The 25,752-nt window shown below is 72.7% G+C and carries 22 protein-coding genes; 6 read left to right on the forward strand and 16 right to left on the reverse strand.

The window, feature by feature from the left end; genetic code table 11:
* Positions 1-106: 106 nt before the first annotated feature.
* Complete coding sequence (locus ACZ7G3_RS18720; RefSeq protein ID WP_470926850.1) at positions 107-3,481, reverse strand: pyruvate carboxylase; 3,375 nt, start codon at positions 3,479-3,481, stop codon at positions 107-109.
* A 316-nt stretch (positions 3,482-3,797) separates the two neighbouring features.
* Between ACZ7G3_RS18720 and ACZ7G3_RS18725 the strand changes: the two genes are divergently transcribed.
* Entirely contained in the window at positions 3,798-4,688 is an 891-nt protein-coding gene (locus ACZ7G3_RS18725; protein ID WP_470926852.1) for a CAP domain-containing protein, read from the forward strand.
* 38 nt (positions 4,689-4,726) lie between these two features.
* On the opposite strand, the gene ACZ7G3_RS18730 is transcribed toward ACZ7G3_RS18725, so the two are convergent.
* The 3 genes from ACZ7G3_RS18730 to ACZ7G3_RS18740 are packed head-to-tail and all read right to left on the reverse strand — an operon-like array spanning position 4,727 to position 7,145.
* The gene (locus ACZ7G3_RS18730; RefSeq protein ID WP_470926854.1) at positions 4,727-6,058 is read right to left on the reverse strand and encodes a sensor histidine kinase; all 1,332 of its coding nucleotides are present in this window, start codon (positions 6,056-6,058) and stop codon (positions 4,727-4,729) included.
* Positions 6,055-6,744, reverse strand: a complete 690-nt coding sequence (locus ACZ7G3_RS18735) for a response regulator transcription factor (protein WP_470926856.1) — start codon at positions 6,742-6,744, stop codon at positions 6,055-6,057. Before ACZ7G3_RS18735 ends, ACZ7G3_RS18730 begins: the two co-directional genes overlap by 4 nt.
* A 53-nt stretch (positions 6,745-6,797) precedes the next feature.
* The gene (locus ACZ7G3_RS18740) at positions 6,798-7,145 is read right to left on the reverse strand and encodes a hypothetical protein (protein WP_470926858.1); all 348 of its coding nucleotides are present in this window, start codon (positions 7,143-7,145) and stop codon (positions 6,798-6,800) included.
* Position 7,146: 1 nt separating this feature from the next.
* Here ACZ7G3_RS18740 and ACZ7G3_RS18745 point away from each other — a divergent pair, with 1 nt between their 5' ends.
* Positions 7,147-7,359 carry a hypothetical protein gene (locus tag ACZ7G3_RS18745; protein WP_426597586.1) on the forward strand — a complete coding sequence of 71 codons (213 nt, stop codon included), beginning with the start codon at positions 7,147-7,149 and terminating at the stop codon, positions 7,357-7,359.
* A gap of 78 nt (positions 7,360-7,437) precedes the next feature.
* On the opposite strand, the gene ACZ7G3_RS18750 is transcribed toward ACZ7G3_RS18745, so the two are convergent.
* Positions 7,438-9,108, reverse strand: coding sequence for a cellulase family glycosylhydrolase (locus ACZ7G3_RS18750; RefSeq protein ID WP_470926860.1), 1,671 nt, complete (start codon positions 9,106-9,108; stop codon positions 7,438-7,440).
* A 540-nt stretch (positions 9,109-9,648) separates the two neighbouring features.
* On the reverse strand, positions 9,649-11,241 hold the full coding sequence (locus ACZ7G3_RS18755; RefSeq protein WP_470926862.1) for an alpha/beta hydrolase: 1,593 nt from the start codon (positions 11,239-11,241) through the stop codon (positions 9,649-9,651).
* Positions 11,242-11,362: 121 nt separating this feature from the next.
* Between ACZ7G3_RS18755 and ACZ7G3_RS18760 the strand changes: the two genes are divergently transcribed.
* Positions 11,363-12,373 carry a MerR family transcriptional regulator gene (locus ACZ7G3_RS18760; RefSeq protein ID WP_470926864.1) on the forward strand — a complete coding sequence of 337 codons (1,011 nt, stop codon included), beginning with the start codon at positions 11,363-11,365 and terminating at the stop codon, positions 12,371-12,373.
* 62 nt (positions 12,374-12,435) lie between these two features.
* On the opposite strand, the gene ACZ7G3_RS18765 is transcribed toward ACZ7G3_RS18760, so the two are convergent.
* Positions 12,436-12,702: a hypothetical protein gene (locus ACZ7G3_RS18765; protein WP_470927129.1), complete on the reverse strand. Its 267-nt coding sequence runs from the start codon at positions 12,700-12,702 to the stop codon at positions 12,436-12,438.
* 210 nt (positions 12,703-12,912) lie between these two features.
* The gene (locus tag ACZ7G3_RS18770) at positions 12,913-14,232 is read right to left on the reverse strand and encodes an MFS transporter (RefSeq protein WP_470926866.1); all 1,320 of its coding nucleotides are present in this window, start codon (positions 14,230-14,232) and stop codon (positions 12,913-12,915) included.
* Between the two features lie 71 nt (positions 14,233-14,303).
* Here ACZ7G3_RS18770 and ACZ7G3_RS18775 point away from each other — a divergent pair, with 71 nt between their 5' ends.
* Entirely contained in the window at positions 14,304-15,317 is a 1,014-nt protein-coding gene (locus ACZ7G3_RS18775) for a GlxA family transcriptional regulator (RefSeq protein WP_470926868.1), read from the forward strand.
* A gap of 84 nt (positions 15,318-15,401) precedes the next feature.
* Here ACZ7G3_RS18775 and katG read toward each other — a convergent pair whose 3' ends face one another.
* Both katG and ACZ7G3_RS18785 read right to left on the reverse strand, forming a co-directional pair.
* Positions 15,402-17,624 (reverse strand): catalase/peroxidase HPI, encoded by a 2,223-nt coding sequence (gene katG / locus ACZ7G3_RS18780; protein WP_470926870.1) that lies wholly within the window; start codon positions 17,622-17,624, stop codon positions 15,402-15,404.
* A 24-nt stretch (positions 17,625-17,648) separates the two neighbouring features.
* Positions 17,649-18,095: a Fur family transcriptional regulator gene (locus ACZ7G3_RS18785; RefSeq protein ID WP_426597594.1), complete on the reverse strand. Its 447-nt coding sequence runs from the start codon at positions 18,093-18,095 to the stop codon at positions 17,649-17,651.
* Positions 18,096-18,298: 203 nt separating this feature from the next.
* On the opposite strand from ACZ7G3_RS18785, the gene ACZ7G3_RS18790 reads away from it, so the two are divergent.
* On the forward strand, positions 18,299-19,399 hold the full coding sequence (locus ACZ7G3_RS18790; protein ID WP_470927130.1) for a DUF475 domain-containing protein: 1,101 nt from the start codon (positions 18,299-18,301) through the stop codon (positions 19,397-19,399).
* Positions 19,400-19,527: 128 nt separating this feature from the next.
* Positions 19,528-19,950, forward strand: a complete 423-nt coding sequence (locus tag ACZ7G3_RS18795) for a DUF350 domain-containing protein (protein WP_426597595.1) — start codon at positions 19,528-19,530, stop codon at positions 19,948-19,950.
* 12 nt (positions 19,951-19,962) lie between these two features.
* Here the strand turns inward: ACZ7G3_RS18795 and ACZ7G3_RS18800 are convergent, their stop codons facing one another.
* From ACZ7G3_RS18800 to ACZ7G3_RS18825, 6 genes are all read right to left on the reverse strand, one after another.
* Positions 19,963-21,396: a WGR domain-containing protein gene (locus tag ACZ7G3_RS18800; protein ID WP_426597596.1), complete on the reverse strand. Its 1,434-nt coding sequence runs from the start codon at positions 21,394-21,396 to the stop codon at positions 19,963-19,965.
* Positions 21,397-21,523: 127 nt separating this feature from the next.
* Complete coding sequence (locus ACZ7G3_RS18805; RefSeq protein ID WP_426597597.1) at positions 21,524-22,684, reverse strand: oxygenase MpaB family protein; 1,161 nt, start codon at positions 22,682-22,684, stop codon at positions 21,524-21,526.
* A gap of 13 nt (positions 22,685-22,697) precedes the next feature.
* The gene (locus ACZ7G3_RS18810) at positions 22,698-23,864 is read right to left on the reverse strand and encodes a polyprenyl synthetase family protein (protein WP_470926872.1); all 1,167 of its coding nucleotides are present in this window, start codon (positions 23,862-23,864) and stop codon (positions 22,698-22,700) included.
* Complete coding sequence (locus tag ACZ7G3_RS18815) at positions 23,857-24,141, reverse strand: polyprenyl synthetase (RefSeq protein ID WP_470926874.1); 285 nt, start codon at positions 24,139-24,141, stop codon at positions 23,857-23,859. The genes ACZ7G3_RS18810 and ACZ7G3_RS18815 overlap by 8 nt, the downstream gene beginning before the upstream one ends.
* Positions 24,142-24,279: 138 nt before the next feature.
* Positions 24,280-24,471 (reverse strand): hypothetical protein, encoded by a 192-nt coding sequence (locus ACZ7G3_RS18820; RefSeq protein ID WP_426597600.1) that lies wholly within the window; start codon positions 24,469-24,471, stop codon positions 24,280-24,282.
* Positions 24,472-24,667: 196 nt separating this feature from the next.
* Complete coding sequence (locus tag ACZ7G3_RS18825) at positions 24,668-25,741, reverse strand: polyprenyl synthetase family protein (protein ID WP_470926876.1); 1,074 nt, start codon at positions 25,739-25,741, stop codon at positions 24,668-24,670.
* Between the last annotated feature and the right edge of the window lie 11 nt (positions 25,742-25,752).

Genomic DNA, 25,752 nt, shown 5'->3' on the forward strand with positions numbered 1-25,752 from the left:
TTGTTGTTTTCTCCCGCCCCCCCCCACCCCCCCCCCCCCCCCCACCCCCCCCCTCCCCCCCCCCCCCCCCCCCCCCCCCCCCCCCCCCCCCCCCCCCCCGCCGTGCTCAGCCGAGCTGGACCAGGAGGTCTCCGCCCTCGACCTGCTGGATGCGGTTGATGGCGAGCCTGGTCACCGTGCCCGACTTCGGGGCGGTGATCGTGGCCTCCATCTTCATCGCCTCGATGGTGGCCACCGTCGCACCGGCCTCGACCTCGTCGCCCTCGGCGACGGCGAGCGTCACCACGCCCGCGAACGGCGCCGCGACATGGCCGGGGTCCGACCGGTCGGCCTTCTCCGTGACCGGCACGTCGGAGGCCGCCGACCGGTCGCGGACCTGGATCGGCCGGAGCTGGCCGTTCAGGGAGGACATCACGGTGCGCATACCGCGCTCGTCCGCGTCGCCGACCGCCTGGAGTTCGATGAGCAGCCGGACGCCGGGGTCGAGGTCGACCGTGTACTCCTTGCCGGGGCGCAGCCCGTAGAAGAAGTCCTTGCTGTCCAGGACGCTGGTGTCGCCGTAGGAGGCGCGGTGGGTGTCGAACTCGCGCGCCGGTCCGGGGAACAGCAGCCGGTTGAGGGTCGTCCGGCGTTCCTTGGCCAGGCCGGTGCGGTCGTCGGCGGTCAGTTCGGGCAGGGGCCTGGCCTCGGCGCGGCCCCGCAGGGCCTTGCTGCGGAACGGCTCGGGCCAGCCGCCGGGCGGGGTGCCCAGCTCGCCGCGGAGGAAGCCGATGACGGAGTCGGGGATGTCGAACCGGTCGGGGTTCTCCTCGAAGTCCGCCGGGGAGACGCCGGCGCCCACCAGGTGCAGGGCCAGGTCGCCGACCACCTTGGAGGAGGGCGTGACCTTCACCAATCGGCCGAGCATGCGGTCGGCGGCGGCGTACATGGCCTCGATGTCCTCGAAGCGGTCGCCGAGGCCGAGCGCGATGGCCTGGGTGCGCAGGTTGGAGAGCTGCCCGCCGGGGATCTCGTGGTGGTAGACACGGCCGGTCGGTGAGGCGAGTCCCGCCTCGAAGGGGGCGTACACCTTGCGGACGCTCTCCCAGTACGGTTCCAGGTCGCCGACGGCCTGGAGGTCGAGGCCGGTGGGCCGCTCCGTGTGGTCGGTGGCGGCGACGATCGCCGACAGGGACGGCTGCGAGGTGGTGCCCGCCATGGACGCCACCGCCCCGTCGACGGCGTCCGCGCCGGCCTGGATCGCGGCGAGGTAGGTGGCGAGCTGGCCGCCGGTGGTGTCGTGGGTGTGCAGGTGCACCGGCAGGTCGAACTCCCGGCGCAGCGCCGACACCAGGGTCGCCGCGGCCGGTGCCCGCAACAGCCCGGCCATGTCCTTGACGGCCAGGACGTGTGCGCCGGCGTCCACGATCCGCTCGGCGAGCCGCAGGTAGTAGTCGAGCGTGTAGAGCCGCTCGGAGGGGTCGGACAGGTCGGCGGTGTAGCAGAGGGCCACCTCCGCGACGGACGTGCCGGTCTCCCGTACGGCGTCGATGGCGGGCCGCATCTGGTCGACGTCGTTGAGGGCGTCGAAGATGCGGAAGACGTCGATGCCGGTGGCCGCCGCCTCCTGCACGAAGGCGTCGGTCACCTCGGTCGGGTACGGGGTGTAACCCACGGTGTTGCGGCCGCGCAGCAGCATCTGGAGGCAGATGTTGGGCACGGCCTCGCGCAGGGCGGCCAGCCGCTCCCACGGGTCCTCGGCAAGGAAGCGCAGCGCGACGTCGTAGGTGGCGCCGCCCCAGCACTCCAGGGAGAGCAGCTGGGGCAGGGAGTGCGCGACCTGCGGGGCGACGGCGAGCATGTCCTTGGTGCGGACCCGGGTGGCGAGCAGCGACTGGTGTGCGTCGCGGAACGTGGTGTCGGTGACGCCGATGGTGGGCGAGGCCCGCAGCCGGCGGGCGAAGCCCTCCGGGCCCAGCTCGGCGAGGAGCTGCCGGGAGCCGGCCGGAGGTTCACCCGCGGGCAACGGCGGCAGCTTGGTCAGCGGGTCGACGATGTCGGGGCGCTCGCCGTGCGGCTTGTTCACCGTGACGTCGGCGAGGTAGGTCAGCAGCTTGGTGCCGCGGTCGGCGGAATGGCGGGCGGTGAGCAGGTGCGGGCGCTGCTCGATGAAGGAGGTGGTGACCCGGCCGGTCTGGAAGTCGGGGTCGTCCAGCACCGCCTGCAGGAAGGGGATGTTGGTGGCGACGCCGCGGATGCGGAACTCGGCCACGGCGCGTCGGGCGCGGCCCACCGCGGTGGGGAAGTCCCGGCCCCGGCAGGAGAGCTTGACCAGCATCGAGTCGAAGTGGGCGCTGATCTCCGTCCCGGCGTGGGTGGTGCCGCCGTCGAGACGGATGCCGGAGCCGCCGGGCGAGCGGTAGGCGCTGATCCGCCCGGTGTCCGGGCGGAAGCCGTTGGCGGGGTCCTCGGTGGTGATGCGGCACTGGAGGGCCGCGCCGCGCAGGGTGATGTTCTCCTGGGCGAGACCGAGGTCGGCCAGTGTCTCGCCGGCGGCGATGCGCAGCTGGGACTGGACGAGGTCGACGTCGGTGACCTCTTCGGTCACCGTGTGCTCGACCTGGATGCGCGGGTTCATCTCGATGAAGACGTGGTTGCCGTCGCGGTCGACGAGGAACTCCACGGTGCCGGCGTTGCGGTAGCCGATCCGCCGGGCGAAGTTCACGGCGTCGGCGCAGATCCGCGCCCGCAGCGCCGGGTCGAGGTTCGGTGCGGGGGCCAGCTCGATGACCTTCTGGTGGCGGCGCTGCACCGAGCAGTCCCGCTCGAAGAGGTGGATGACGTCGCCCTGGCCGTCGGCGAGGATCTGGACCTCGATGTGGCGGGGTTCGACGACGGCCTTCTCCAGGAACACCGTCGGGTCGCCGAACGCGGAGGCCGCCTCCCGGGACGCCGCCTCGATGGCCTCGCGCAGCTGGGCGGGTTCCTCGACGCGGCGCATGCCGCGCCCGCCGCCGCCCGCAACCGCCTTCACGAACACGGGGAAGCCCACGTCGTCGGCGGCGCAGACGAGTTCGTCCACGTCGGTGGAAGGCGCGGAGGAACCGAGGACCGGCACACCTGCCTCGCGGGCGGCGGCGACGGCACGGGCCTTGTTGCCGGTCAGTTCGAGGATCTGGGCGCTCGGTCCGACGAACGTGATGCCGGCCTCTTCGCAGGCGCGGGAGAGTTCCGGGTTCTCGGACAGGAATCCGTAGCCCGGGTAGACGGCGTCGGCTCCCGCCCGGCGTGCGGCGCGGACAATCTCCTCCACGGAGAGGTACGCGCGCACCGGATGTCCCGGCTCCCCGATCTCGTAGGCCTCGTCGGCCTTCAGCCGGTGCAGCGAGTTGCGGTCCTCGTGCGGGAAGACGGCGACGGTGCGCGCGCCGAGCTCGTAGCCCGCGCGGAACGCCCGGATCGCGATCTCACCGCGGTTGGCGACCAGCACCTTGCGGAACATTGTTGATCCCTTCAGCCTGCCGGGTGACGAGACCATGGTGTCGGCGCCACCTCCGGTACGCCATGTGAGCCGGGCCACTCATGGCTCTGTTCTCGTGCGTCCCGACGCGGCTCGGTGCGGCTCGGTGCGGCTCGGCACCTCAGCGGACTTTGGCTGTTCTTTTAAGGCTTTCTGAAGAAGACCTTCGAACTGCCGTTTCCACGCCTGCCCCGTCCTAGGCTCTCGAACACCCCCCACAGTCCCGGTGGGCGCGGTCGCGTCCACCGGGTCCGGAGGGGGTTCCGTCAGCCGACAGACAAGCCGAGGTGTCCTGCGCATGGGTTCCCGCCGAGCCGCTCGCCCGTCCCGTTCCCACGCCCGGCCCCGCGGCGGGCTCCGGACACGCGGTGCCGCGCTGGTGCTCGGCGCCGTCACCGTGACGGCGGGCGTCGGGATCACCCTGGCCGTCGCCCAGGGCGAGGACGGCAAGGCCTCGGACCGGGTCGCCACGAACGCCGCCGGTGAGGCGCCGGGCGCCGAGGACCCGGCGGGTGGTGCGACGCCGTCGGCCTCCGCGTCGCCGAGCCCGAGCGCCACGGCGAGCAGCTCGCCGAGCCGGAGCGCCGAACCGAAGGACGAGAAGGAGCCGAAGACGTCGGCGAGTCCGGCCACCAGCCCGGCGAAGGCGGCCGCCGCCGCGTCCAGGGCGCCCGCGCGCACGACGGCGAAGAGCGGCGGCGGCGACCGGACGTCGGACGGTGGCGGCAGCGGCACGGGGTCGGGCACCGGATCGGGTTCGGCATCGGAGTCGGGATCGGGATCGGGATCGGGCTCCGGTGGGGCCGGCGGGTCCGAGGCGCGGGTTCTCGCGCTCGTGAACGAGGAGCGGGCCGCGGCCGGCTGTTCGCCGGTCACGGCGAACAGCCGGCTGACCCGGGCCGCCGACGACTACAGCGACGTCATGGCGAGCAGCGGCGTGATGTCCCACACGGGCCCCGACGGCTCCACCATGGCGAGCCGCGTCGAGGCCGCCGGCTACCAGTGGTCCACGCTGGGCGAGAACATAGCGCGGGGGCAGGCGGACGCCGCCTCGGTGATGGACTCCTGGATGAACAGCCCCGGCCACCGCGCGAACATACTCAACTGCTCCTTCAAGGAGCTGGGCGTCGGCGTCCACTTCGGCGACGGCGGCCCCTGGTGGACCCAGAACTTCGGTACGAGCCGCTGACGTCCGTCACCCAACCCCGCCTCCGGTCCGCCCGTCCGTCACCGGCCCTCGCCTCCGGGTCCGCCCCCGCTCGTGCCGGCGAGCAGGAACGAGACCCGCACCCGTGCGCCTCCCAGCGGCGCGCGGGTGATCGTCAGTTCGCCGTCGGCCGCGCGGGCCGCCCGGGCCACGATGTCCAGGCCGAGGCCGGTCGAGCCGCCGACGCTGACGCCCCGGGTCAGCGCGGCCTCGGGGTCCGCCACTCCGGGGCCGGCGTCGTCGACCGTGAGGAACACGTGCCCGTCCGCCCGCTCCACGCGGACGGCGAAAGCGGTGCCCTGCGGGGTGTGCCGGAAGACGTTGCCGATCAGTGCGTCGACGACGGCCGCGAGGTCGTCCTCGGGAAAGGCGACGGGCGCCGGGCGCGGGGTCAGGGAGCGCTCGTACGGCCGGCCCTGCTGGGTGGCGAGGACCGACCAGAAGTCCAGGCGCATGGCGACCACCTCGGCGACGTCGCACGGTCTCGCCGGGCCCGCCGCCCCGCCGGGCTGTGCCGAGGCCAGGGGTGTGCGTGCCGCGGCGATGATCGAGTCGAGCTCGCTCTCCAGTTGTCCGGCCGCCTCCGTCACCCGCCGCGCGCTCGGGGTCGCGCCCATCCGGTCGGCCTCCAGGTAGAGGGCGGTCAGCGGGGTGCGCAGCCGGTGGGAGAGGTCGGCGACCAGCTCGCGTTCGACGGCGAGCAGGTCGACGACCCGGTCGGCCATGGTGTTGAACGCCACTCCGGCCTCCTGGAGCTCGGGCGGACCGTCCGGTTCCACCCGTACGTCGAGGTCGCCGGAGCCGAGGGCCAGCGCGGCACGCTTGAGACCGCGGGAGGAGCGGACGACACGGGCGCCGAGCCGGTCGGCGACCAGCACCGAGCCGCCGACCAGGCCGAGCGCGAGCAGCGCCATCACACCCCATGACGCGGCCACGCCCCGGGTGAGGTCCGCGGCGGGCACGTAGGCCTCCACGACCGCGACCCGGTCGCCCCGCAGGACGACGGGCTGGAGGTAGACCCAGCCGTCCGCGGTGTCGACGGCGAGCGTCTCCCGGCCCCGCACGGCACGGTCCAGCGCGGTCTCGGGCGCGTGCGGCGTTCCGACGAAGCCTCCGTCGGGCAGCCGTACGACGAGCTGGTCGGACGAGCCGAGCTCGGCGACGGCCTGCTGTACGTCGGCGCGCCGGGTGGTCAGGGCGAGCACCGGAGACAGGGCCGAGGCGCGCTGCTCGGCGGCGGTGGTGACCCGGTCCCGGGCCTGTTCGCGGACGAGGAGGGCGAGCGGGATGAGGAACGACAGCGCCACCATCGAGGTGACGGCCAGGGCGATCCCGGCGAGAGCACGTCTCATGGCGAGCTGACCAGCTTGATGCCGATACCGCGGACGGTGTGGAGATAACGGGGCTTTCGTGCCTTCTCGCCCATTTTGCGGCGGAGTGCGGACAGGTGGACGTCCACCGTCTGGTCCTCCACGTACGGCTGCTGCCACACCTCGGTGAGTATGCGCTGCCTGGATATGACCTGGTCGGCGTGGGCGGCCAGGTAGGCGAGCAGGTCGAACTCGCGACGGGTGAGGAGCAGTTCCCGGCCGGCGAGGTGCGCGGTGCGCGCGGTGGGGTCGATGCGCAGGTCGGCGACCTGGAGGACGGGCCGCCTCGCGGCACGGACGTCGGCGGGCACGGACCGGCGCAGCACGGCGGCGAGCCGGGCCGCGAGCTGGCCGCCGGAGAACGGCTTGACCATGTAGTCGTCGGCGCCGGCGTTGAGCAGGCGGATGATCTCGGTGTCGTCGTCGCGGGCGGTGGCGACGAGTACCGGGACGCGGGAGATGCCCCGGATCATCCGCAGCACGTCGAGCCCGTCGAGGTCGGGCAGCCCGAGGTCGAGCACCACGATGTCCGGCGGGCTCTGGGTGATGTCGCGCAACGCCTCGAACCCCTGGTGAGCGGTCTTCACCGCGTAGCCGTGTCCGGTCAGGACCTCGATCAGCGCGGCCCGGATCACAGGGTCGTCCTCGACGACAAGTACGGAGGCCATGAGCAGGCACGTTAGCCGGTCCGTCACTATGGTGTCGTGTCCCGCCTCCTTCGCTACCTGATCATCTGGCTGTCGTGCACGGCAGCCAGTGTCGCGGCTGTCATCATCACGATCCACTTCGTGGTGGGCTCGACCCGGCCGACCGCGCCGGTCGCGCAGTCGGCGCCGAAGGAGCTCCCGGTACCCACGGCGTCCCCCCGGCCCACCGTGTCCAAGACCGTGAAGCCGTCCCCCAGCCCTTCGGCGACCAGCCGAAAACCCAGCCCGGCGCCCGCCCGTACCAGCGCGAAGCCGCCCGAACCGAGCCCGACACCGACGCCGGCCGCCCGCACCACGCCCCCGCAGCCTCCGGCCGGCGGCGTCGACCCGGGGTGCCGGGACGGCGGGGCGGGCGTGTACACGGTGCCTTCCGAAGGCGGCAAGGCGACCGTGCGGTTCGGCGGCAGCGAGGTGTGTCTGATCTCGGCCGTGCCCGACCGGGGCTTCACGGTGAGTACGAGCCAGAGCGAGCCGCAGACGCTGACGGTGACGTTCTCGGCGAGCCGTCACCGTTCGGAGATCACCGCGACGACGCAGCCGCAGAGCCGGGCCGACGTCCGCGAGGTGTCGTGGTGACGCCCCTCGTGCGAACGCGCCGGTACCGGCCGGCGGAGGCAGGTGGCCGCCGCCGGCCGGTGAGGCAGCCGTACGTGGTCACGTCGTGACGCAGGCGGTCCCGTTGAGGCTGAACGCGGCCGGGGCGGTGTTGGTGCCGCCCTTCTGGGCGGTGAAGCCGAGGGTGACCGTGCCGCCGGCGGGGATGCTGGCCGTGTAGGGGGCCGGGGCGACGCTCACCGCGCCGGCGTCCTGGGTCGGGGTCCCGCCCCACATGTTCGTGATGGTCTGGCCGTCCGCGAAGGCGAAGGCGAGCGTCCAGGGGCTGACGGGCGCGGTCCCGGTGTTGCGGACGGCGATCTCGCCCTGGAAGCCGCCCGGCCACTCGCCCACCACGCGGTATCCGACCGAGCAGCCGGCACCGGGGGTGCCGCCGCCCTCGTCGGTGGTGACGTCCACGGTGGCGGAGCGGGCCGAGCGGTTGCCGGCCGCGTCGCGGGCGTAGACGGCGAAGGTGTAGGTGGTGCCGGCGGTGAGGCCCGTCACGGTGGCGGTGCTGGTGGTGGAGGCGGCGACCTCGGTCTCGCCGCCGTCGCCGATCCGGACGACGTCGTAGCCGGCGACGCCCACGTCGTCCGTCGCGGCGGCCCAGCCGAGGGTGACGGACGTGTCCGTGACCGCGGACGCGGTCGGCGTTCCCGGGGTGGTGGGCGCCTGGGTGTCGTCCGGGTCGGGGCTGCCGTAGACCGTGGCCTCCTCGGACGTCTGCGCGATGCCGTCGGCGCCGTGGAAGATGCGCTCGCCCCAGGAGCTGAGCCGGCTGGGGTCGAAGTCGAGGGCGAGGTCGAGGACCGGGTCGGTGTTGCCGCTCCAGGACCAGGCCAGGTAGCCGAGGTCGAGCTGCTCGGCGGTGGCCATCATGGTGTCCTCGTCCGGGTCGCCCCACTGGTCGGCGGGGCCGCCGAACTCACCGATGAGGATGGGAAGTCGGGCGTCGACGAAGGCGTTCAGGTAATCGGTGATCTCCTGGGCGGTGTCGTAGACGCTGTACATGTGGATCGAGAAGATCAGGTTGCCGGTGGGGTCGGCGTCGTAGACGGACCGGGCGTTGGCCCGCATGACCCCCTGCCAGTCCTGGCCCCAGTTGGGCGCGTCCACCATGATCGTGTGCTGGAAGCCGGCGTCGCGCAGCTTCTCGACCGCCGCGACGGTCGGCTCGGTCCAGCCGGCGGGGTCGGTGTTGCCCCAGGGCTCGTTGCCGATGTTGACGATGACGTAGTCCTCTTCGCCGGCCAGCACGTCCTTGAGGCCGATCCAGTAGTCGGCGGCGTGGTCGAGCGTGCCGGCGGCGGCGTCCTCGCCGTAACCCGTGGTGTCGTGCACCTCCAGCACGCAGATCAGCCGGTTCGCCTTGCACTGGCCGACGACGGCGGCCACGTCGGCGGGGCTGTTCTCGCTCCAGCGGTGGCCGTCGGACAGGACGACCCGGACGGTGTTGGCGCCCAGCGCCTTGACGTCGGCCAGCGACTGGGTCTCGCCGGGGTACCAGGTGTGGGCGTGGTTGACCCCGCGCATGACGAAGTCGTTGCCGTTGCCTTCCAGCAGCCGGCCGTCGCTGATGTGCAGGCCGGTGGCCTGGGTGCCCGGCGACTGGGCCAGCGCGACGGCGGGACAGAGGGCACCGGCGACGACCAGCCCGAGCAGGGCGGCCAGGCCGGTCAGCAGGCGGGGCAGCGGGCCTTTCGGTGTATCGCGTCTTGCTGTTCGCACGGCGACTCCAGGGCTGAGTAGTGCGGACACGGTGGACGATGAGGGCGCACGGACGCAGGGGAACGCATGGGAGCGCTCCCATAGAATCCATTGCGCCGCGTACACGTCAAGACGTGGGACAGAAAACGCTTGCCCTCCGGCCCGGGCCGGTCCCCGGCGCAGGGCCGGCCCGGCCCGCGCCGCGGCCGCTCGGGCCGGTGGCGGACCGGAAACTCGGCAGGGCCGTGATGGCCGGGTCGGGGTGCGCACCTGGCGGCGACGGCATCACCCTGCGGGAAGCGACGTCCTGACCACCGGCGCCGCTCAGGACATGGCCCGGTCCCCCGGCCACGGCACACGTCGCGGCAGCGGGCGGTCGCCGTGATCACGCAGCCGCGCCGGTCGGCCCTCGCCCGTCCGCTCCGGCGGTTCCCGGTACGGCGCCGGGAGGCGGCCGGCGAAGTGGTGGAGGAGCACCGCACCGATGGCCGTGCCCAGGACGGAGGGAAGGCGTCGGTGATCCTCGTGGAACCGGGCCGGCCGGTGTCCGCCGGGGACCGGTCACCGCACCGCCCGGCCGGGTGCCTCGGGCGGGCCGTCCCCGCTTCGTCGAGGCAGGTCGCGCCGGCCGACGTGGTCCAGTACCGCACGCATCGCGCGGTGGACCGCCTCGCGCGACTCGTCGGTCGGGTCGACGGTCTCGAAGGAGTGGTGACCGTGCGGCACGTCGACCACCTCGACGTCCGCCCCGCAGTCCTCGGCCGCGGCCAGGAACTCCTCGACCGTGGCGGCGATCTCGGGCATCTCCAGTCCCACGCGCGTGAGTACGACGGGCAGGGCGCCGGCGCCGGCCACCGCGCGCGCCGGGTGGAAGCGGGTGCCGGACAGCCCCCAGTTCGGCAGGGGTGCCAGGACCGGGTAGGTGGCCGCCAGGCAGCGCAGCCACCGCGGAGGCGCCGCCAGCCAGTCCGCCGTGATCAGGCCGCCGCCCGAGAAGAACCACAGCGCGATCCGGTCGGCGTCCACCCGCGGGTCGGCCCGGACCAGTTCCACGGCGGCGGCCACGTCGGCGGCGGCGCGCTCGTAGTCGCCCAGGTCGTGCAGGCGGTGGTCGAGGACCACGCCCACCGCACCGCTGCCGGCCGCGTACCGGGCGTACCCCGTCAGGGCCGGCCAGTCCCTCGGGGTCGGCCGGGCGTCGGCGGGGACCGGGCCGCCGTGCACGAACACCACCGCCGGGCGCGGCTCCTGGGCGTCGGGCAGGTACAGGTCGACGTTCCCGTGCCGTTCGCGGGGGACCTCGGGGACGTCCAGCAGAAACGGCCGCAGATGCGCGGGCTGTTCCGCCTCGTCCGCGGGCTTCAGCCGGTGTCCCTCGCCGGCCGCGGCCTGCAGCAGGACGTCCGCGAGTTCGGCGGGACAGGAGAGCATCGGCCAGTGCCCGGTGGGGAGTTCGAAGAAGCTCACCCCGGGTTCGGTCAGGGCCTGCAGCGCGGGATCGCCGCCGAAGCCCACCAGCATCTGGACCATCTCGATGCTCGCGCCGTTGCCGGTGCACAGCACGCCGGTGGTGGGCACCGAGGTCACCGCCCCGGTCAGCCGCAGGGGCTGGAGCAGGGTGCCCAGGGGTTGTGGCGCGGCGAGGGCGGTGAGCCGGTCCAGTGCCGCGTCGGGAACGCCCGCGGTGCTGCCCCAGATCCGCCACTCGTCGTGCGCCGGGGGTGCCAGTACCGCGTCGGCCCCCGCCCCCCGGCCCGTCCCGGGCCGCCCGGCCAGCCGCTCGCGCAGGGACTGGTCGGGGACGGCGGCCAGGGCCGGGACGCCGTCCCGCGGCATGCCCGAGTCCAGGTGGACGATCCTGTCGATGCGCTCCGCCCGCCGGTCGGCGGCGCCGAGCGCCGGGTGGATGCCGTAGTCGTGGCCGACCAGCACGATCTTCCGGTCCCTCGCCGTGCCGACCGAGTCGATCACCGCGAGCACGTCCGCGATATGGGTCTCCAGGTCGGTGCCGGACACCGTCCCGCCGCGCGGGCCGTCGAGCCCGGTGAGGGCGACCGTGTGCGCCTGGGCGCCCGCGGCGGTCAGGCGCGCGGCTGTGTCCTGCCAGACGTGTGTGCCGGTGAACATGCCGGACACCAGGATGAACGCGGTCATCGCTTCTCCTCCGTACGCAGTCCGGTACGACGCCCGTTGCGGCGTCGTACGCCCGCGGACCGGCCCGATCACCGGCCCGCGCTCGCCGGTACGGTAGGAACTCCCCCTGAGGGAGGTTCAAGTGCTCACGTCGTACGACGGTCTGTGCGGCATCGGGGAACTCGCCGAACGGGCGGGTGTCACCGTCAAGACCGTCCGCTTCTATTCCGACCGCGGACTGCTGCCGGAGGCCTCGCGCAGCACCGGCGGCCACCGGCGCTACGGCCCCGAGGCGCTCGACCGGCTGCGTCTGATCCGGTCCCTGCGGGCCCTCGGCCTGTCGGTCCCCGAGGTGCGCCGGGTTCTCGACGACGAGGACGACGAGAACAACGGGCACCACAGGGACAACGAGGACCTGGCGGGCGGTGAGGGCCGGGCGGGCGGCGCGCTGGAGGCCGCGGTCGCCGGGCGGCTGCGTGAACTCGGCTCGGAGCTGAAGGCGTTGCGCTGGCGGGAGGCGGCGCTGCGGCTGGTGCAGGAGTGTCCGCCCGGGGAACGAGCCGGTCGGCTCCGGCTGATCGGCGCCGTGTCCGCCCCGCCCAGCACGGCGCCACTGGTCCGGTTCTGGCGCGGCTGGCTGCCGCCGCGGATGCCGGCCCGGGCGGTGGGCGCGTTCCTGGAGGTCGCGGTGCCGCAGCCGCCCGACGATCCGGCCCCGGCCCAGGTCCTCGCCTTCGCCCGGTTGAACGCCCTCACGCTCGCCCCGTGCCCGGGCACCGCACAGCCCCAGCCCGAGGCGCACCGGACCGCCGGGGCCCGGGGATCCGCCGTGCTGTACGCGGGGCTGGCGGAGGCGTACGAGCTGGCGGGCGCGCATCTGCGCCGGGGCCGACAGCCGGAGCCGGGCGAGGCGTTGGACGGCTTCGTCGCCGCGTACACGAGCGCGTACGGCGTCCGGGACACCCCGGACTTCCGCCGGCGGCTGGCCGGGCAGCTCGCGGCCGAGCCGCGGATCGACCGCTACTGGGAACTGGTGGGCGAGGTGGTCACCCCGCCGGGGCGACGGCCCGAACCGACCCCCGGCTCCGCACACGACTGGCTGCTCGCGGCCCTGGTCGCGCAGACGGGGGCGTCCCCGGCACAGGCGACGTGACGTGGTGGCGACCCTGGCGCCGATCGGGCCGGAGGGGCGTCCCCGACGCAGGCGACATGACGTCAGGGCACGTCGCCCCGCCAGTCGAAGCAGCGGGGGTCGCCGGGCCTGGGGCCGTACGCGGAGCGGCCGCCCGGGCCGTAGCGGCCTATCTCCGTCGCCAGTGACACACCCCGGCCGCGCTCCGCCCCGGTGAGGTCGGTGATGTCCAGCAGCAGACCGTCCAGCGGGCCGCCCACCAGTTGCGCGTAGACGCGTCCGGTCCGTGGCCCGGGGTTGTCGTGGTCGGCGCCGTAGACCCTGCCCCGCATGAACTCCACCTCATCCATGACACGCAGCCTCGCATCCGCCACTGACAACGGCGTCCGGGCCGTCGGCCGGTCGAGGCGTTCCAGCGGGCAGCGGGCGCCCTGCGCGGCGGGGACCAGCCCGCCGCGGGTGCGGGCGCCCGGGTGCCCGGCGAGGCTCACCGCACGCCGTGGGTCCCGCCGTTGTCCGGCCGGCGCCCGTCCGTCGATGCGGGTAGGCGTCACGCCGTCTCAGCACCGTGTCCTACGGACGGCCACCGCTTGTCGCCCCGGCCGGAGTGCCGTGGCCGGGCGCGGCCCGGTACGGCGGACGGTGAGGGCGAGGAGGGCCGCGGCGGCGCATGCCGCGCCGAGGACGACCCACACCGGGTCGTAGCCGGCGAAGGTGTCGCGGGCGACGCCGCCCAGGAAGGCGGCCAGGGCCGCGCCGGCCTGGTGGGCCGCGTTGGTCCAGCCGAAGACGATGGCGCTGTCGTCGCCGTAGAACCGGCGGCACAGGGCGATGACCGGAGGCACCGTGGCGAGGTCCAGGAGGCCGAAGAGGACGACGAAGGCCATCATGGGCGGCGTGACGGTCGCGCTCATGATCAGGGGCAGCGTGACCAGCAGGAGGCCACGCAGGGTGAAGACGACGGCGAGCAGCCTGCGGGCGTCGAGTCGGTCGGTGAGCCATCCCGCGGCGACGGTGCCGGCGACGTTGAAGACGCCGATGAGGGCGAGCAGTGCCGAGGCGGTGGTGACCGGCATGCCGTGGTCGTGTGCGGCGGGGGCGAAGTGGGTCCACATGATGCCGTTGGTGGAGGCTCCGCAGACCGCGAACGCGGCCGCGAGCAGCCAGAAGGGGGCGGTGCGCGCGGCGTCGCGCAGGACGGTGAGGGCGCGGCGTGCGGCACCGGGAACGGGCGGGGGCCTGGGGACGAACACGGAGCTTCCGTAGGGGCGTTGGCCGGTGTCGGCGGGGTGGTCGCTCAGCGCGAGCCGGGCGAGGAGCGCGGTGGCCAGTGCGGCGAGCGCGAGGGTGACCAGCGCGGGGCGCCAGTCGTGGTGGTCGATGGTCCAGGACAGGGCGGGCAGGAAGACCATCTGCCCGAGGACACCCGCCGAGGCGAGGAAGCCGGTGACCAGGCCGCGTCGCTCGGTGAACCAGCGGTTCGCCACGGTGGTGGCGAGGGTCATGGACAGGGATCCGGTGCCCAGGCCCACGAGGAGCCCCCAGAAGAGGGTGAACTGCCAGGCGGCGTCCATGCCGGTGGTGAGCACCGCTTCCCCGGCGACGAGTCCCAGGGCGGTGAGGACGGTCCGCCGGATGCCGAAGCGGTCCATCAGTGCGGCGGCGAAGGGAGCGGTGAGGCCGTACAGGACCATGTTCACCGACGCGGCCAGCCCGATGGAGCCGCGGGACCAGTGGAAGTCGCGCTGCAGCGGGCCCTGGAGGACGCCGGGCATGGTGGAGAAGGCACCGGCGACGACGATCGTGGTCGCGGTGACGGCTGCCACCCACCAGGCGCGGTGTCCGAGGCGGGCGCGGGGGTTTCCGGTCGTATGGCGCATGGACACCACTCTTCGCCGGGCGCGGGACCCGAACCACTGACCAGATGGACCGCAAGTGAAAGAATCTGGCCATGAGGGTCACGACTGGTGAGGCGAACGCGGTGGACGAGGCGGTACGGGCGGCGCACCATGTGGTGGTGTTCGTGCGCCCCGGGCTGCTGCCGATGGAACTCGGCATCGTGCACCGCCTGTTCGGAACGGCCGCCGACGACAGCGGGCGCCCCCGGTACTCGGTGCTGACGTGCGCGTCCACGCCGGGCGAGGTCGCCACCGACACGGACTTCAGCGTCAACGTCCCCCACGGGCCGGAGGTCCTGGAGAGCGCCGACACCGTGGTCGTGCCGGCGGCCGCGGAGGACTACGGCCCGCAGGAACGCGGGCGGCTCGCCGCCCCGGTGCGCGCGGCCCTGGCCCGGGTTCCCGGGACCGCCCGGCTGGCGTCCATCTGCACCGGCTCCTTCGTGCTGGCCGCGGCCGGCCTGCTGGAGGGGCGGCGGGCCACGACGCACTGGAAGTCCTGCGCCGAACTGGCCTCGCTCTACCCGGAGGTCGACGTCGACCCGGACGTGCTCTACACCGACGACCGGGGCGTGCTCACCTCTGCGGGTGTGGCCGCCGGGATCGACCTCTGCCTGCACATGATCCGCGCCGACCACGGCGCGGACGTGGCGAACACCGTGGCGCGCGGCACCGTGGTGCCGCCCCATCGCGAGGGCGGCCAGGCGCAGTACATCGACCGGCCCATCGGCCAGGCGGACGACTCCTCGACCGCCGTCGCCCGTACGTACGCGCTCCAGCGGCTGGGCGAGCCCCTCACCCTGGAGGACCTGGCGGGGCAGGCGGCGATGAGCGTGCGGACCCTCAACCGGAGGTTTCGGCAGGAGACCGGAGTGACGCCCATGCAGTGGCTCGGCCGGCAGCGGCTCGACTACGCCAGGCGGCTGCTGGAGCGCAGCGACGAACCGGGCGACCGTGTCGCCGCCCGCTCCGGCTTCGGCACCGGGACCGCGATGCGTCAGCACTTCCGTGAGGTCCTCGGCGTGTCACCGCGCGCCTATCGCAACACCTTCCGCGGGACGGCGTAGTACCGCAAGCGTGCGGGCCGGCCGGAAGCATGCGGCCTGGAACGTCCGGGCCCGCCTGTGCCGGCCGGGCCCGGACGCCGACGATCAGACCAGGTCGAAGCGGTCGAGGTTCATGACCTTGACCCAGGCGGCGACGAAGTCGTGCACGAACTTCTCCTTGGCGTCGTCGCTCGCGTAGACCTCGGCGAGCGCCCGCAGTTCGGAGTGGGAGCCGAAGACCAGGTCGGCACGGGAGCCGGCCCACCTGACCTCGCCGGTGGCGGCGTCGCGGCCCTCGAAGATGGTCTGGTCCTCGGTCGTCGACTTCCAGGTGATGCCCAGGTCCAGCAGGTTCACGAAGAAGTCGTTGGTCAGCGAGCCGGGGGTCCTGGTGAACGCACCGAGCTGGGACTGCTGGTAGTTGGCCCCCAGGACGCGCAGACCACCGACCAGGACCGTCATCTCGGGGGCGCTCAGGGTGAGCAGGTTCGCCCGGTCGAGCAGCAGGAACTCGGCCGGCAGGCGGTTGCCCTTGCCGAGGTAGTTGCGGAACCCGTCGGCGGTCGGCTCGAGCGCCTCGAACGACTCGGCGTCGGTGTGTTCCTCCGTCGCGTCCACGCGGCCCGCGGCGAACGGGACCTCCACCTGGAAGCCGGCTTCCTTGGCGGCCTTCTCGACGGCGGCGGAGCCACCGAGGACGATCAGGTCGGCCAGAGACACCTTCTTCGCGCCGGCGCCGGAGTTGAACTCCTGCTGGACGCCCTCCAGGACGCGCAGGACCTGGGCCAGCTCGTCGGGCTCGTTGACCTCCCAGCCGCGCTGCGGCTCCAGGCGGACGCGGGCGCCGTTGGCGCCGCCGCGCTTGTCGCTGCCGCGGAAGGTGGACGCGGAGGCCCACGCGGTGGACACCAGCTGCGAGACGGACAGACCCGACTCGAGGAGCCTGGTCTTGAGCGTCGTGATGTCCTCGGCGTCGATGCGCTCGCCCTCGGCCTCGGGCAGCGGGTCCTGCCAGAGCAGGGTCTCCTCGGGGACCTCCGGGCCGAGGTACAGGGACTTCGGGCCCATGTCCCGGTGGGTCAGCTTGTACCAGGCGCGGGCGAAGGCGTCCGCGAAGTCCTCCGGGTTCTCGTAGAACCGGCGGGAGATCGGCTCGTAGATCGGGTCGTAGCGCAGCGACAGGTCCGTGGTGAGCATCTTCGGGCGGTGCTTCTTCGACGGGTCGTGCGCGTCGGGGACGATCTCGGGCGCGTCCTTCGCCACCCACTGGTGGGCGCCGGCCGGGCTCTGCTCGAGCTCGTACTCGAACTCGAAGAGGTTCTTGAAGAACCCGTTGCTCCACCGGGTCGGGGTCGTGGTCCAGGTGACCTCCAGGCCGGAGGTGATGGCGTCCCCGCCCTTGCCGGTGCCGTAGGTGCTCCTCCAGCCCAGGCCCATCTCCTCCATGGAGGCGGCCTCGGGGTCGTCGCCGACGTGGTCGGCCGGGCCGGCGCCGTGGGTCTTGCCGAAGGTGTGTCCGCCGGCGATCAGGGCGACGGTCTCCTCGTCGTTCATCGCCATGCGGCGGAACGTCTCGCGGATGTCGCGGGCGGCGGCGATCGGGTCCGGGTTGCCGCCCGGGCCCTCCGGGTTGACGTAGATCAGGCCCATCTGGACCGCGCCGAGCGGGTTCTCCAGCTCGCGGTCGCCGGTGTAGCGCCGGTCGTCGAGCCAGGTGGTCTCGGGGCCCCAGTAGACGTCCTCCTCGGCCTCCCAGACGTCGGCGCGGCCGCCGGCGAAGCCGAAGGTCTCGAAGCCCATCTCCTCCAGGGCGACGTTGCCGGTGAGGACCAGGAGGTCGGCCCAGGAGAGGCTCTGGCCGTACTTCTTCTTGACCGGCCACAGCAGGCGGCGGGCCTTGTCGAGGTTGCCGTTGTCCGGCCAGCTGTTGAGGGGGGCGAAGCGCTGCTGGCCGGCGCCGGCGCCGCCGCGGCCGTCGCTGATGCGGTAGGTGCCCGCGCTGTGCCAGGCCATGCGGATCATCAGCGGGCCGTAGTGCCCGAAGTCGGCGGGCCACCAGTCCTGCGAGGTGGTCAGCACCTCGGCGATGTCCCGTTTCACTGCCGGCAGGTCGAGGGACCTGAACGCCTCGGCGTAGTCGAACTCCTCACCCAGCGGATCGGCCACGGCGGGGTTCTTGGCGAGGATCTTCAGATTGAGCCGCTCCGGCCACCACTGACGGTTTCCGCCACCCTGCGTGGGGTGCGGGGCGCGTCCGTGGGCGACCGGGCAGCCGCCCGTCTCCTCGGTTTTCGCGTCGGTCACGATGGCGTCGTGGTTCTCGGACATGGGAATCCTTCCGAACGGGGCGGATCAAGGTGCTGGGGAACTGCCGGTGGTGGAGCAGTCGGGGCACAGGCCCCGGTAGATGACCTCGGCCTCGTCTATCGAGAAGCCGTGGTCGTCGGACGCGGTCAGGCAGGGCGCCTCGCCCACGGCGCAGTCGACGTCGGCGAGGGCACCGCAGGACCGGCACAGGACGTGGTGGTGGTTGTCGCCCACCCGCCCTTCGAACCGCGCCGGGCCGCCGGGCGGCTGGATGCGGCGCACGAGCCCCGCGGCGGTGAGCGCGTGCAGCGCCTCGTACACGGCCTGGAGGGATATGTGGCCCACGCGCCGGCGCACCCCGGTGGCGATCGCCTCGGCGTCGAGGTGATCGCCCCGTCGGACGGTCTCGAGCAACGCGACGCGGGCGGCGGTCACTCGCAGGCCGGCCCCGCGCAGTTCCGAGGCGACGGCCGGATCCCGGGATGCGGTCATGGCGGCGAACCTACTCCCGTAAACGTGAACCCCTCAAGGAAACGAACCGATCCATTTCGGTGACCGTCGGGTGCCGGGGCCGCCGCCGTGCCCGGCCTGCCACGGTGACGGCGAATGATCGTGGTAGACAACGTGGGTGGTGGGCACTGGCAAGGAATGCCACATTCCGGCGCAGCTCTACAACAGGAGTGAGTGATCAGCCCGTGCTGTTGAAGACGTTCCGTTGGGCCTTCGCCGTCACCGCCCTGGGGCTGGCCGCGGGAGTCCTGTACGAGGGGTGGACCGCCTTCGGTCTCGTAGCCATTCTCGCCGTGCTGGAGGTCTCCCTGTCCTTCGACAACGCGGTGATCAACGCCGGGATCCTGAAGAAGATGAGTGCCTTCTGGCAGAAGATCTTCCTCACCGTCGGCATCCTGATCGCCGTCTTCGGCATGCGGCTCGTGTTCCCGGTCGTGATCGTGGCGATCAGCGCCCGGCTGAGCCCGTGGGCGGCGGTCGACCTGGCGCTCACCGACAAGCAGCGCTACCAGGAGCTGGTGACGGACGCGCATCCGTCGATCGCCGCCTTCGGTGGCATGTTCCTCCTGATGATCTTCCTCGACTTCGTCTTCGAGGACCGGGACGTCAAGTGGCTGGGATGGGTGGAGCGGCCGCTGGCCAAGCTCGGCAGGATCGACATGCTGTCGGCCTGCATCGCCCTGATCGTGCTGCTGGTCTCCGCGATCACCGTCGGCGCCCACGCCCACCAGCACGGCGGCACCCATGTCGACAAGGCGGAGACGGTCCTGCTGTCCGGTGTCGCCGGCCTGATCACCTACCTGGTCGTCGGCGGTCTCTCCGGCTTCTTCGAGGAGAAACTCGAACGGGAGGAGGAGCGCGAGCACGCGGCCGTGGAAGAGGCCGAACGCGCGGGCAAGTCCCGCTCGGCCGTCGCTCTCACCGGCAGGGCCGCGTTCTTCATGTTCCTCTACCTGGAGGTCCTGGACGCCTCGTTCTCCTTCGACGGCGTCATCGGCGCCTTCGCCATCACCAACGACATCGTGCTGATGGCCCTCGGCCTCGGCATCGGCGCCATGTACGTGCGGTCCCTGACCGTCTACCTGGTCCGCCAGGGCACCCTCGACGACTACGTCTACCTGGAGCACGGCGCGCACTACGCCATCGGCGCCCTGGCCGCCATCCTCCTGGTGACCATCCAGTACGAGATCAACGAGATCGTCACCGGCCTCATCGGCGTGGTCCTGATCGGTTCCTCCTTCTGGTCCTCGGTGCGCCGCAACCGTGCGCTCGCGGCGGCCTCCTGACGGCACGTCCGGCCGAATCGCCGGATTGTCGGACCGCGGGAGTCGGAGGGCCGAACGGGTGCGCTACATTTTGCAGCGCCTTGACCACGATCACTCACGATCTCTCACGCTACGGAGCCGGCAACCCCATGAGCGACATCGTCAACGGACTCGGCCGTGCCACCGCCTACGGCGGCCTGGGCCTGGTCCTCCTGGTCCTCGGCATCGTCCTGGTCGACGTGCTGACGCCCGGAAAGCTCGGCCGGCAGATCTGGGAACAGCGCAACCGCAACGCGGCCATGGTGCTCAGCTCCGCGCTGCTCGGTATCGGCGGCATCGTCTTCACCTCCATCTGGACGACGTACGAGGACTTCGGCAAGGGGCTGGTGTCGACCGCGGCGTTCGGGCTGCTGGGCCTCGTGATGATGGCCGTGGCCTTCCTGGTGGTCGACCTGATCACCCCGGGCCGGCTGGGCGCGACGCTGGTCGAGCCGGAGCCCCACCCGGCGGTGTGGGTGACGGCGTCCTGCAACCTGGCCGTCTCCGCCGTCATCGCGGCTTCCATCGCCTGACCCGCTTCCCCGTCACAGCAGACGCCTGATGTCGCCGCGCACCCGGTAGAAACCGCCCGACGCGACGTGCAGCGCGTCGACCACGTAACGCGCGCCCGGTTCCCGTATCGCCCTCGGGAACTGGACGTTCCACGACCGGTCGTACCCTTCCGACACCACGTGGATCCGGGTGCGGCCGTTCTCGTTGACGCACTCCACGACCACCGAACCCGCGGGCGCCGCGGCGACGGTCGCCACCGAACCGGCCGTGGTGGCGGGCGCGTACGTCGGCAGGGCGGCGGCGAGCTTGACGTCACGGGCGACGGGCACCGAGCCCTGCTGGGCGGCCGTGACCGCCGCCTCGCTCGCGTCCACGCACACCAGTGAGCCGTCCGTGGTGACCAGGAAGAGCCGCTCGTCGCGGTACTGCATCGACAGGGCGGAGCCGCCGCCCGTACCCAGCTTCCACAGCCGCGTGCCGTCCCGGTCGAAGCAGTACACCGAGGAGGCGGAGTCCCCGGCGAAGACGAACCGGCCGCCGGGCGAGGTGGCGCACGAGTACACCGCGCTGTCGCAGTGGTACGTCGCCTCGATGGCGCCGGTGGCCTTCGACAGCCGCTGGACCGTGTGGCGCGCCGTCCCCGCGTACACCGCGTCGTCCTCCTGCCAGCCGAAGAGCACGGCGCCCTGCGTGGGCGTGTGCCACAACTCGGCTCCGCCGTCCGGGGAATGGGCGGTCACGCCGCGCGTGTGTCCGTGGTAGACGGCCCGGTCGTCGGCGCGCACCATCCAGGCGTGCTCCCCGCGCCCGCCGCGCGCCCACTGGTGCTCGTCCTCGTGGTCGATCACGGTGAGCCGCCCGGCGCGGTCCGCGACGTTCAGCACGCCCTCGTGGATGTCGAGCCAGAAGATGTCCACGTCGGCCGCGATGTCGTAGGCCGCGAAGGGGAGCTTGGACGACAGGTCGTACACCCGGCCGTCGTCGCAGCCGGCGTAGATCCAGAAGTCGTCGGCCACCAGGCACTTGACGCCGTCCGGCAGCTGGTAGCGGGCGAGGACCTCGCCGCCGTGCGCGAGGGTGTACACGTCCCCCGCCTGGTTCCCCACCCAGCAGCGCTCTTCGTCGATGTGGATGCCGAACGCGGAGGAGCCCGTGCGGAACCGCCACAGCACGGGGGCGACCGCGCGGGCCGTGGACGGCGCCGAGGTCACCTGCCGGCGGGTGACCGCGCGGGGCGCGCGCTGTCCCTGCACGGCCGGGGCGTACCCCTTGCGCACCTTCTCGCCTATCTTCTTCGCGGCCGCCGCCTGAGCCTTCTGGGCGGTGGGGAAGGTCGACGTCTGGGTCTGCCCGTCGGCGCCGATCCGGCCGTAACGCACGGACACGACCTGTCCCTGAACGGTGACTTCGTAGAACTTGTGCGCGCCCCCACCGTCCTGCGACAGCTCCAGATACGTCTTCGACATGGCAGACCTCTCCCCGGGTCGGGCCCCTGCGGCGTTTCCGCGGGTTCCACTGACTGAACCGTAGAAGGACCCACTGACAATCGGGCGTGCCGACCGGTCGTGACGGCCGGTCGGCACCTGCGGCGACTCAGGAGACGGTCGCGGGCGGCGGGGTCCAGCGACGGGTGCGGGAAGCGGCGCCGGAGACGCCGTACTCCTTCTTCAGCTGTTCGGGGATGGCGTAGTGCATGACGCGTCCCCGGGTCAGGGAGGACAGTTCGAGCGCTGTGGTGAGGTGTCCGAGCCGGTCGAGCGCCCAGGCGCCCAGCGGCGAGCGGTCCTCGATCGACTCCAGGATGCCGAGGAGGTGCGGGGCGGTCTTCACGACGGTGTCCCAGCTGGTGCGGGGCACGTCCAGCCAGTCGGCGCACGTGTCGCCGACGAGGTAGCGGATCAGGGCGGACACGACCGGGTCGAAGACGGTGCCCGGGACGACTTCCTCGTACAGGTCGATCAGCTGCCTCGTCAGATGGGCGCCCTCGTCGGACGGGCCCATGTGCCGCAGCATGTACAGGTCGAGGAACTGCCGCCCCGTGTCGAGCGTGCGGGGCACGGCCGCCTGGTCGACGCCGAGCATGGCGCCGACCACGCGCCAGGCGTAGAAGTAGGCGTCCGCCCCTTCGGCGGACATGTGGATGCCGAGACGGTGCAGGCTGTCGAGGACGAGCAGGGAGAAGAACATCTGCCCGCCGATCAAGTCCTCCTGGCAGATCGGCACGCCGAGGGTGTCGGTGTCCCAGCGGTTCTCCCGCTTCAGGTGGTGGCGGACGGCCGCGTGCAGCAGGCGCACCTTCTGGGCGGCCGGGATGAAGCGTCCGCCGGCCTCGAACGCGTCCGGCCGCATGAGGTAGACGGTGAACTGGCCGGTTTCCGCCATCCGTTTGGAGGGATAACTCAGCCCGTGGGTGGCCGACAGCAGCTTGGCCACGTGCGGGACGACGTAGCAGGCGGGCATGGACGCGAACGACAGCGCGGTGGAGATGTGCACGTTGTTGTCGATGAAGAACAGGCGGGCCTTCTCCATCTCGGCCCAGTCCACCCAGTCCGGAGGGGCGCCGGTGACCCGCAGGTACTCCCGGGCCACCCCGGGAAGGCCGTCCGGGAGTTCCTGCCCGGTGGTGGAGACGTAGCGCATCAGGGAGTTGAACGTGCCGACCTCTCCGCGCTCGAAAAGGGTGGCGACGACGGCGTCGGCCAGCTCGTCTCCGCCGTCGCGCAGGGCGTCCATCGACGTCTCGGTGTAGGTCATCGCGGTCTCCTCGTCAGTGGATGCGGTCGGTGGCCTGCTGTGCGAGTTCGCGCAGCACCCGGCGCGCCTGTGGGGGCGTGTCGGCGGTGTCCAGGGCGCGGGAGGCCCGTTCCACGCGGGCGAGGATCATCCCCTCGACCCGTTGCGGCGCCTTCAGCTCGAGCATGAGGTCGCGCACCTCGCGCAGATGGGTCACGTCCAGGTCGCCGCGGCCCAGCACGCCGCGCAGCCGCTCCCGCTGGGACTCGTCGGCGGCCTGCCAGGTCTCGGCCAGCAGTGCGGTGGGCCGGTGGGCGCGCAGGTCGTCCAGGGCCGCCTTACCGGTGCGTTCCGGGTCGCCGAACAGGCCGAGCAGGTCGTCGCGGAGCTGGAACGCCTCGCCGAGCGGCAGGCCGTAGGCGGAGTAGGTGTCCCGCAGGGCGGGAGTGGCGCCGGCCAGCAGGCCGCCGATGAGCAGGGGGTGCTCGACGGTGTACTTGGCGGTCTTGTACCGGACCACCTTCAGCGAGGTTCCGGTGTCCGGTGGTCCGCCGGTGTGCAGGATCTCCAGGCACTCGCCGGCGATGAGTTCGCGGGCGAGCGCGGCCCACAGGCCCCGGGCGCGGGCGAGGTAGGCGGCGGGGAGGCCGCTGGTGGTGAACATCTGCCCTGCGAGGGCCATCAGGTGATCACCCACCAGCATGGCCAGGGAGCGGGCCGCCGCGCGGACTCGGCGGCGGCCCTCCCGGGCCGGCTCCGGCGCCGGGTCCAGGTCCGGGTCCTGGTCCGACCACGGGTCCGACCACGGGTCCCGGCCCGATTCCGGGCGCGTCTCCCGGATCGCTTCCGAAGCCGCCGTCAGTACGGCTTCCAAGGCTACGTGAACGGTGGGCAGGCCGTGGCGCAGGGCGCTGTCGTCGATGAGGTCGTCGTGGACGATCGCCGCGGCGTGCACCAGCTCCATGGCGGCCGCCGCCCGTACCAGGGCGTCGCTGTCGGGCTGTCCGGCCGCCCGCCATCCCCAGTAGCAGAAGGCCGCCCGCAGCCGCTTCCCGTGACCGGCCGCACGCCGCAGTTGCCCGGCCACGGGCGCGAGGGCGTCGTCGACGGCCACGAGGTGGCCGGCCTCCTCGTCCAGGAAGTCCCGCAGGACAGCGTCGACGCGGGTTCTGAAGGCGGCCGGGTCCCACCGGTCAGACATCGCCGTGGCCGGCTGCCCGCCGTGCCCGCGCGTGCTGGGCGAGTACCTCCAGGTGGGCGGGTGGCACGTTCGTACACCGGTCCAGGGCCAGCCTGCCCCGGGCCTGGAGATCCTGTTCCGCTTCCCGCACCAGACCGGCGGTGTCCGAGCGACGCAGGAGACCGCGCAGTCCGCCCACCGCGGAGCCGATCGTGCTCACCGCCAGGTCGGCGAGTCCGGCGACCAGCAGTACGGCCTGGCCGTCCAGGCCGCTGCCCCGTTGCGTCGAGTTCGGCATGCTTCTCCCCCAGGGATCGGGTCGTCACCGATGCGCCTGGTCAGCGGCGCATCCAGTCAGAGCATGACCGGGCATCCGGGGCGGAAGATCCCGAATACCCCATTGAGCGACGTGGGGAACAGGTGTCAGGCGGTCCGGTCAGTCGCCCGAGTCGTCCCGCCCGCCCGAACGACCGCCGGAGCTCTTCGAACCGCGCACCAGGTCGCTCGCCGCCAGGGTCACGGCGGACACCGCGCGTACCCAGGGCGGACCGCCCCGCGCCGCCCACACGACGCAGACACACGCTCCGACGACGAGCACGAGCACACCGGACAGGACCAGCACGGCCATGTTCCCCCACTCTCCCTTTCCTGCTTCCGTTCCCGAGACCCGGCTCCATCCTGTCAGTCGATCGACGGCAGGTCCGAGCCGGGCGGGCGGGTGCCCCGGCCGACGCGACACGACCCCTCGCCGGTCGGCGTCCGTGCCGGGCCGGTTCCCGATACGCGGATACCGGCCGGTCCGCGCCGGCCGGCGTGTGAGCTGGTCAACCGGCCCGCTCGACGCTCCACCGCGGCAGACGCTCGAAGAAGACGACCGCCTCCTCGCGCCACCGCGGACGCCACCCCTCGGCCACCGTGCGGGCCTCGTCGGCGTACCCCCGCATCTCCGCGCGCATCCGGTCGGCCACACCGCGGCGCTCGCCGATCTCGCGGAGCGCGGCGACGGTCTCCGGCGTGCAGGACGCGCTCCCCAGTGCCTCTTCCACGACGGCACGCTCGGCGCCGCTCACGGCGGACAGCAGGCGGGCGACGGTGTAGCTGTGCCTGCCCTCGCGGATGTCGGTGCCCGTCGGCTTGCCCATCGTGGCCGCGTCGCCGAACAGGTCCAGGTAGTCGTCGCGCATCTGCCCGCAGATGCCGACCAGTCGCGCGTAGCGGCGCAACTCCTTCTCGTAGGGGGTCGGTTGTTCGCCCGCGGCCAGGAGACCGAGGTACAGGGGGGCGAGGACCGAGTAGCGGGCCGACTTGTGGTCGGCGACGTCGTGCAGGACTTCGTCGTCCGGCGCCTCGGCGGCGAAGTCGCGCTCCAGGTCGGCGATCTGGCCCACGAACGTGTCGGTCGCGGCCCGTGTCTGCACCTCGACCATGGCCTGACGCACCTCGACCGGCAGCTCGGCTTCCAGGAGCACGCGAAGCGAGAGGGCGAGCGCGAGGTCGCCCGCGAGCACGGTGAGCCCCAGGGCCGCCCGCGGATGCCGGGGGAATCTCTCCCGGTAGGCGTAGTAGGTGGTGGGCCCGCCCCGGCGGGTGGCACTGTCGTCGATGAGGTCGTCGTGCACCAGGCCGTGGGTCTGCAGCAGTTCGATGCTCAGCGCGGCGGCGTCCAGCCCTTCGACCGGCGCGTCACTCACCAGGCGCGCGGCCTCGTGGAGCAGCACGACCCGCATCCGCTTGCCGCCGCGCAGGGACAGGTCACGCAGCAGCGCCAGGCAGTCCGGGGTGAAGCGGCTGAACTCCGGCGCGTCCAACGTCGCCTCCAGCGTGTCGAAGTACTCCGCGAAGAGCCTGTTGAACCGTCGCTCGTACCGGGCGACACGGTCCAGCGGCTGCTCGGTCATGACGAAGTCCT

This window comes from Streptomyces sp. NPDC037271 (genome assembly GCF_055603605.1).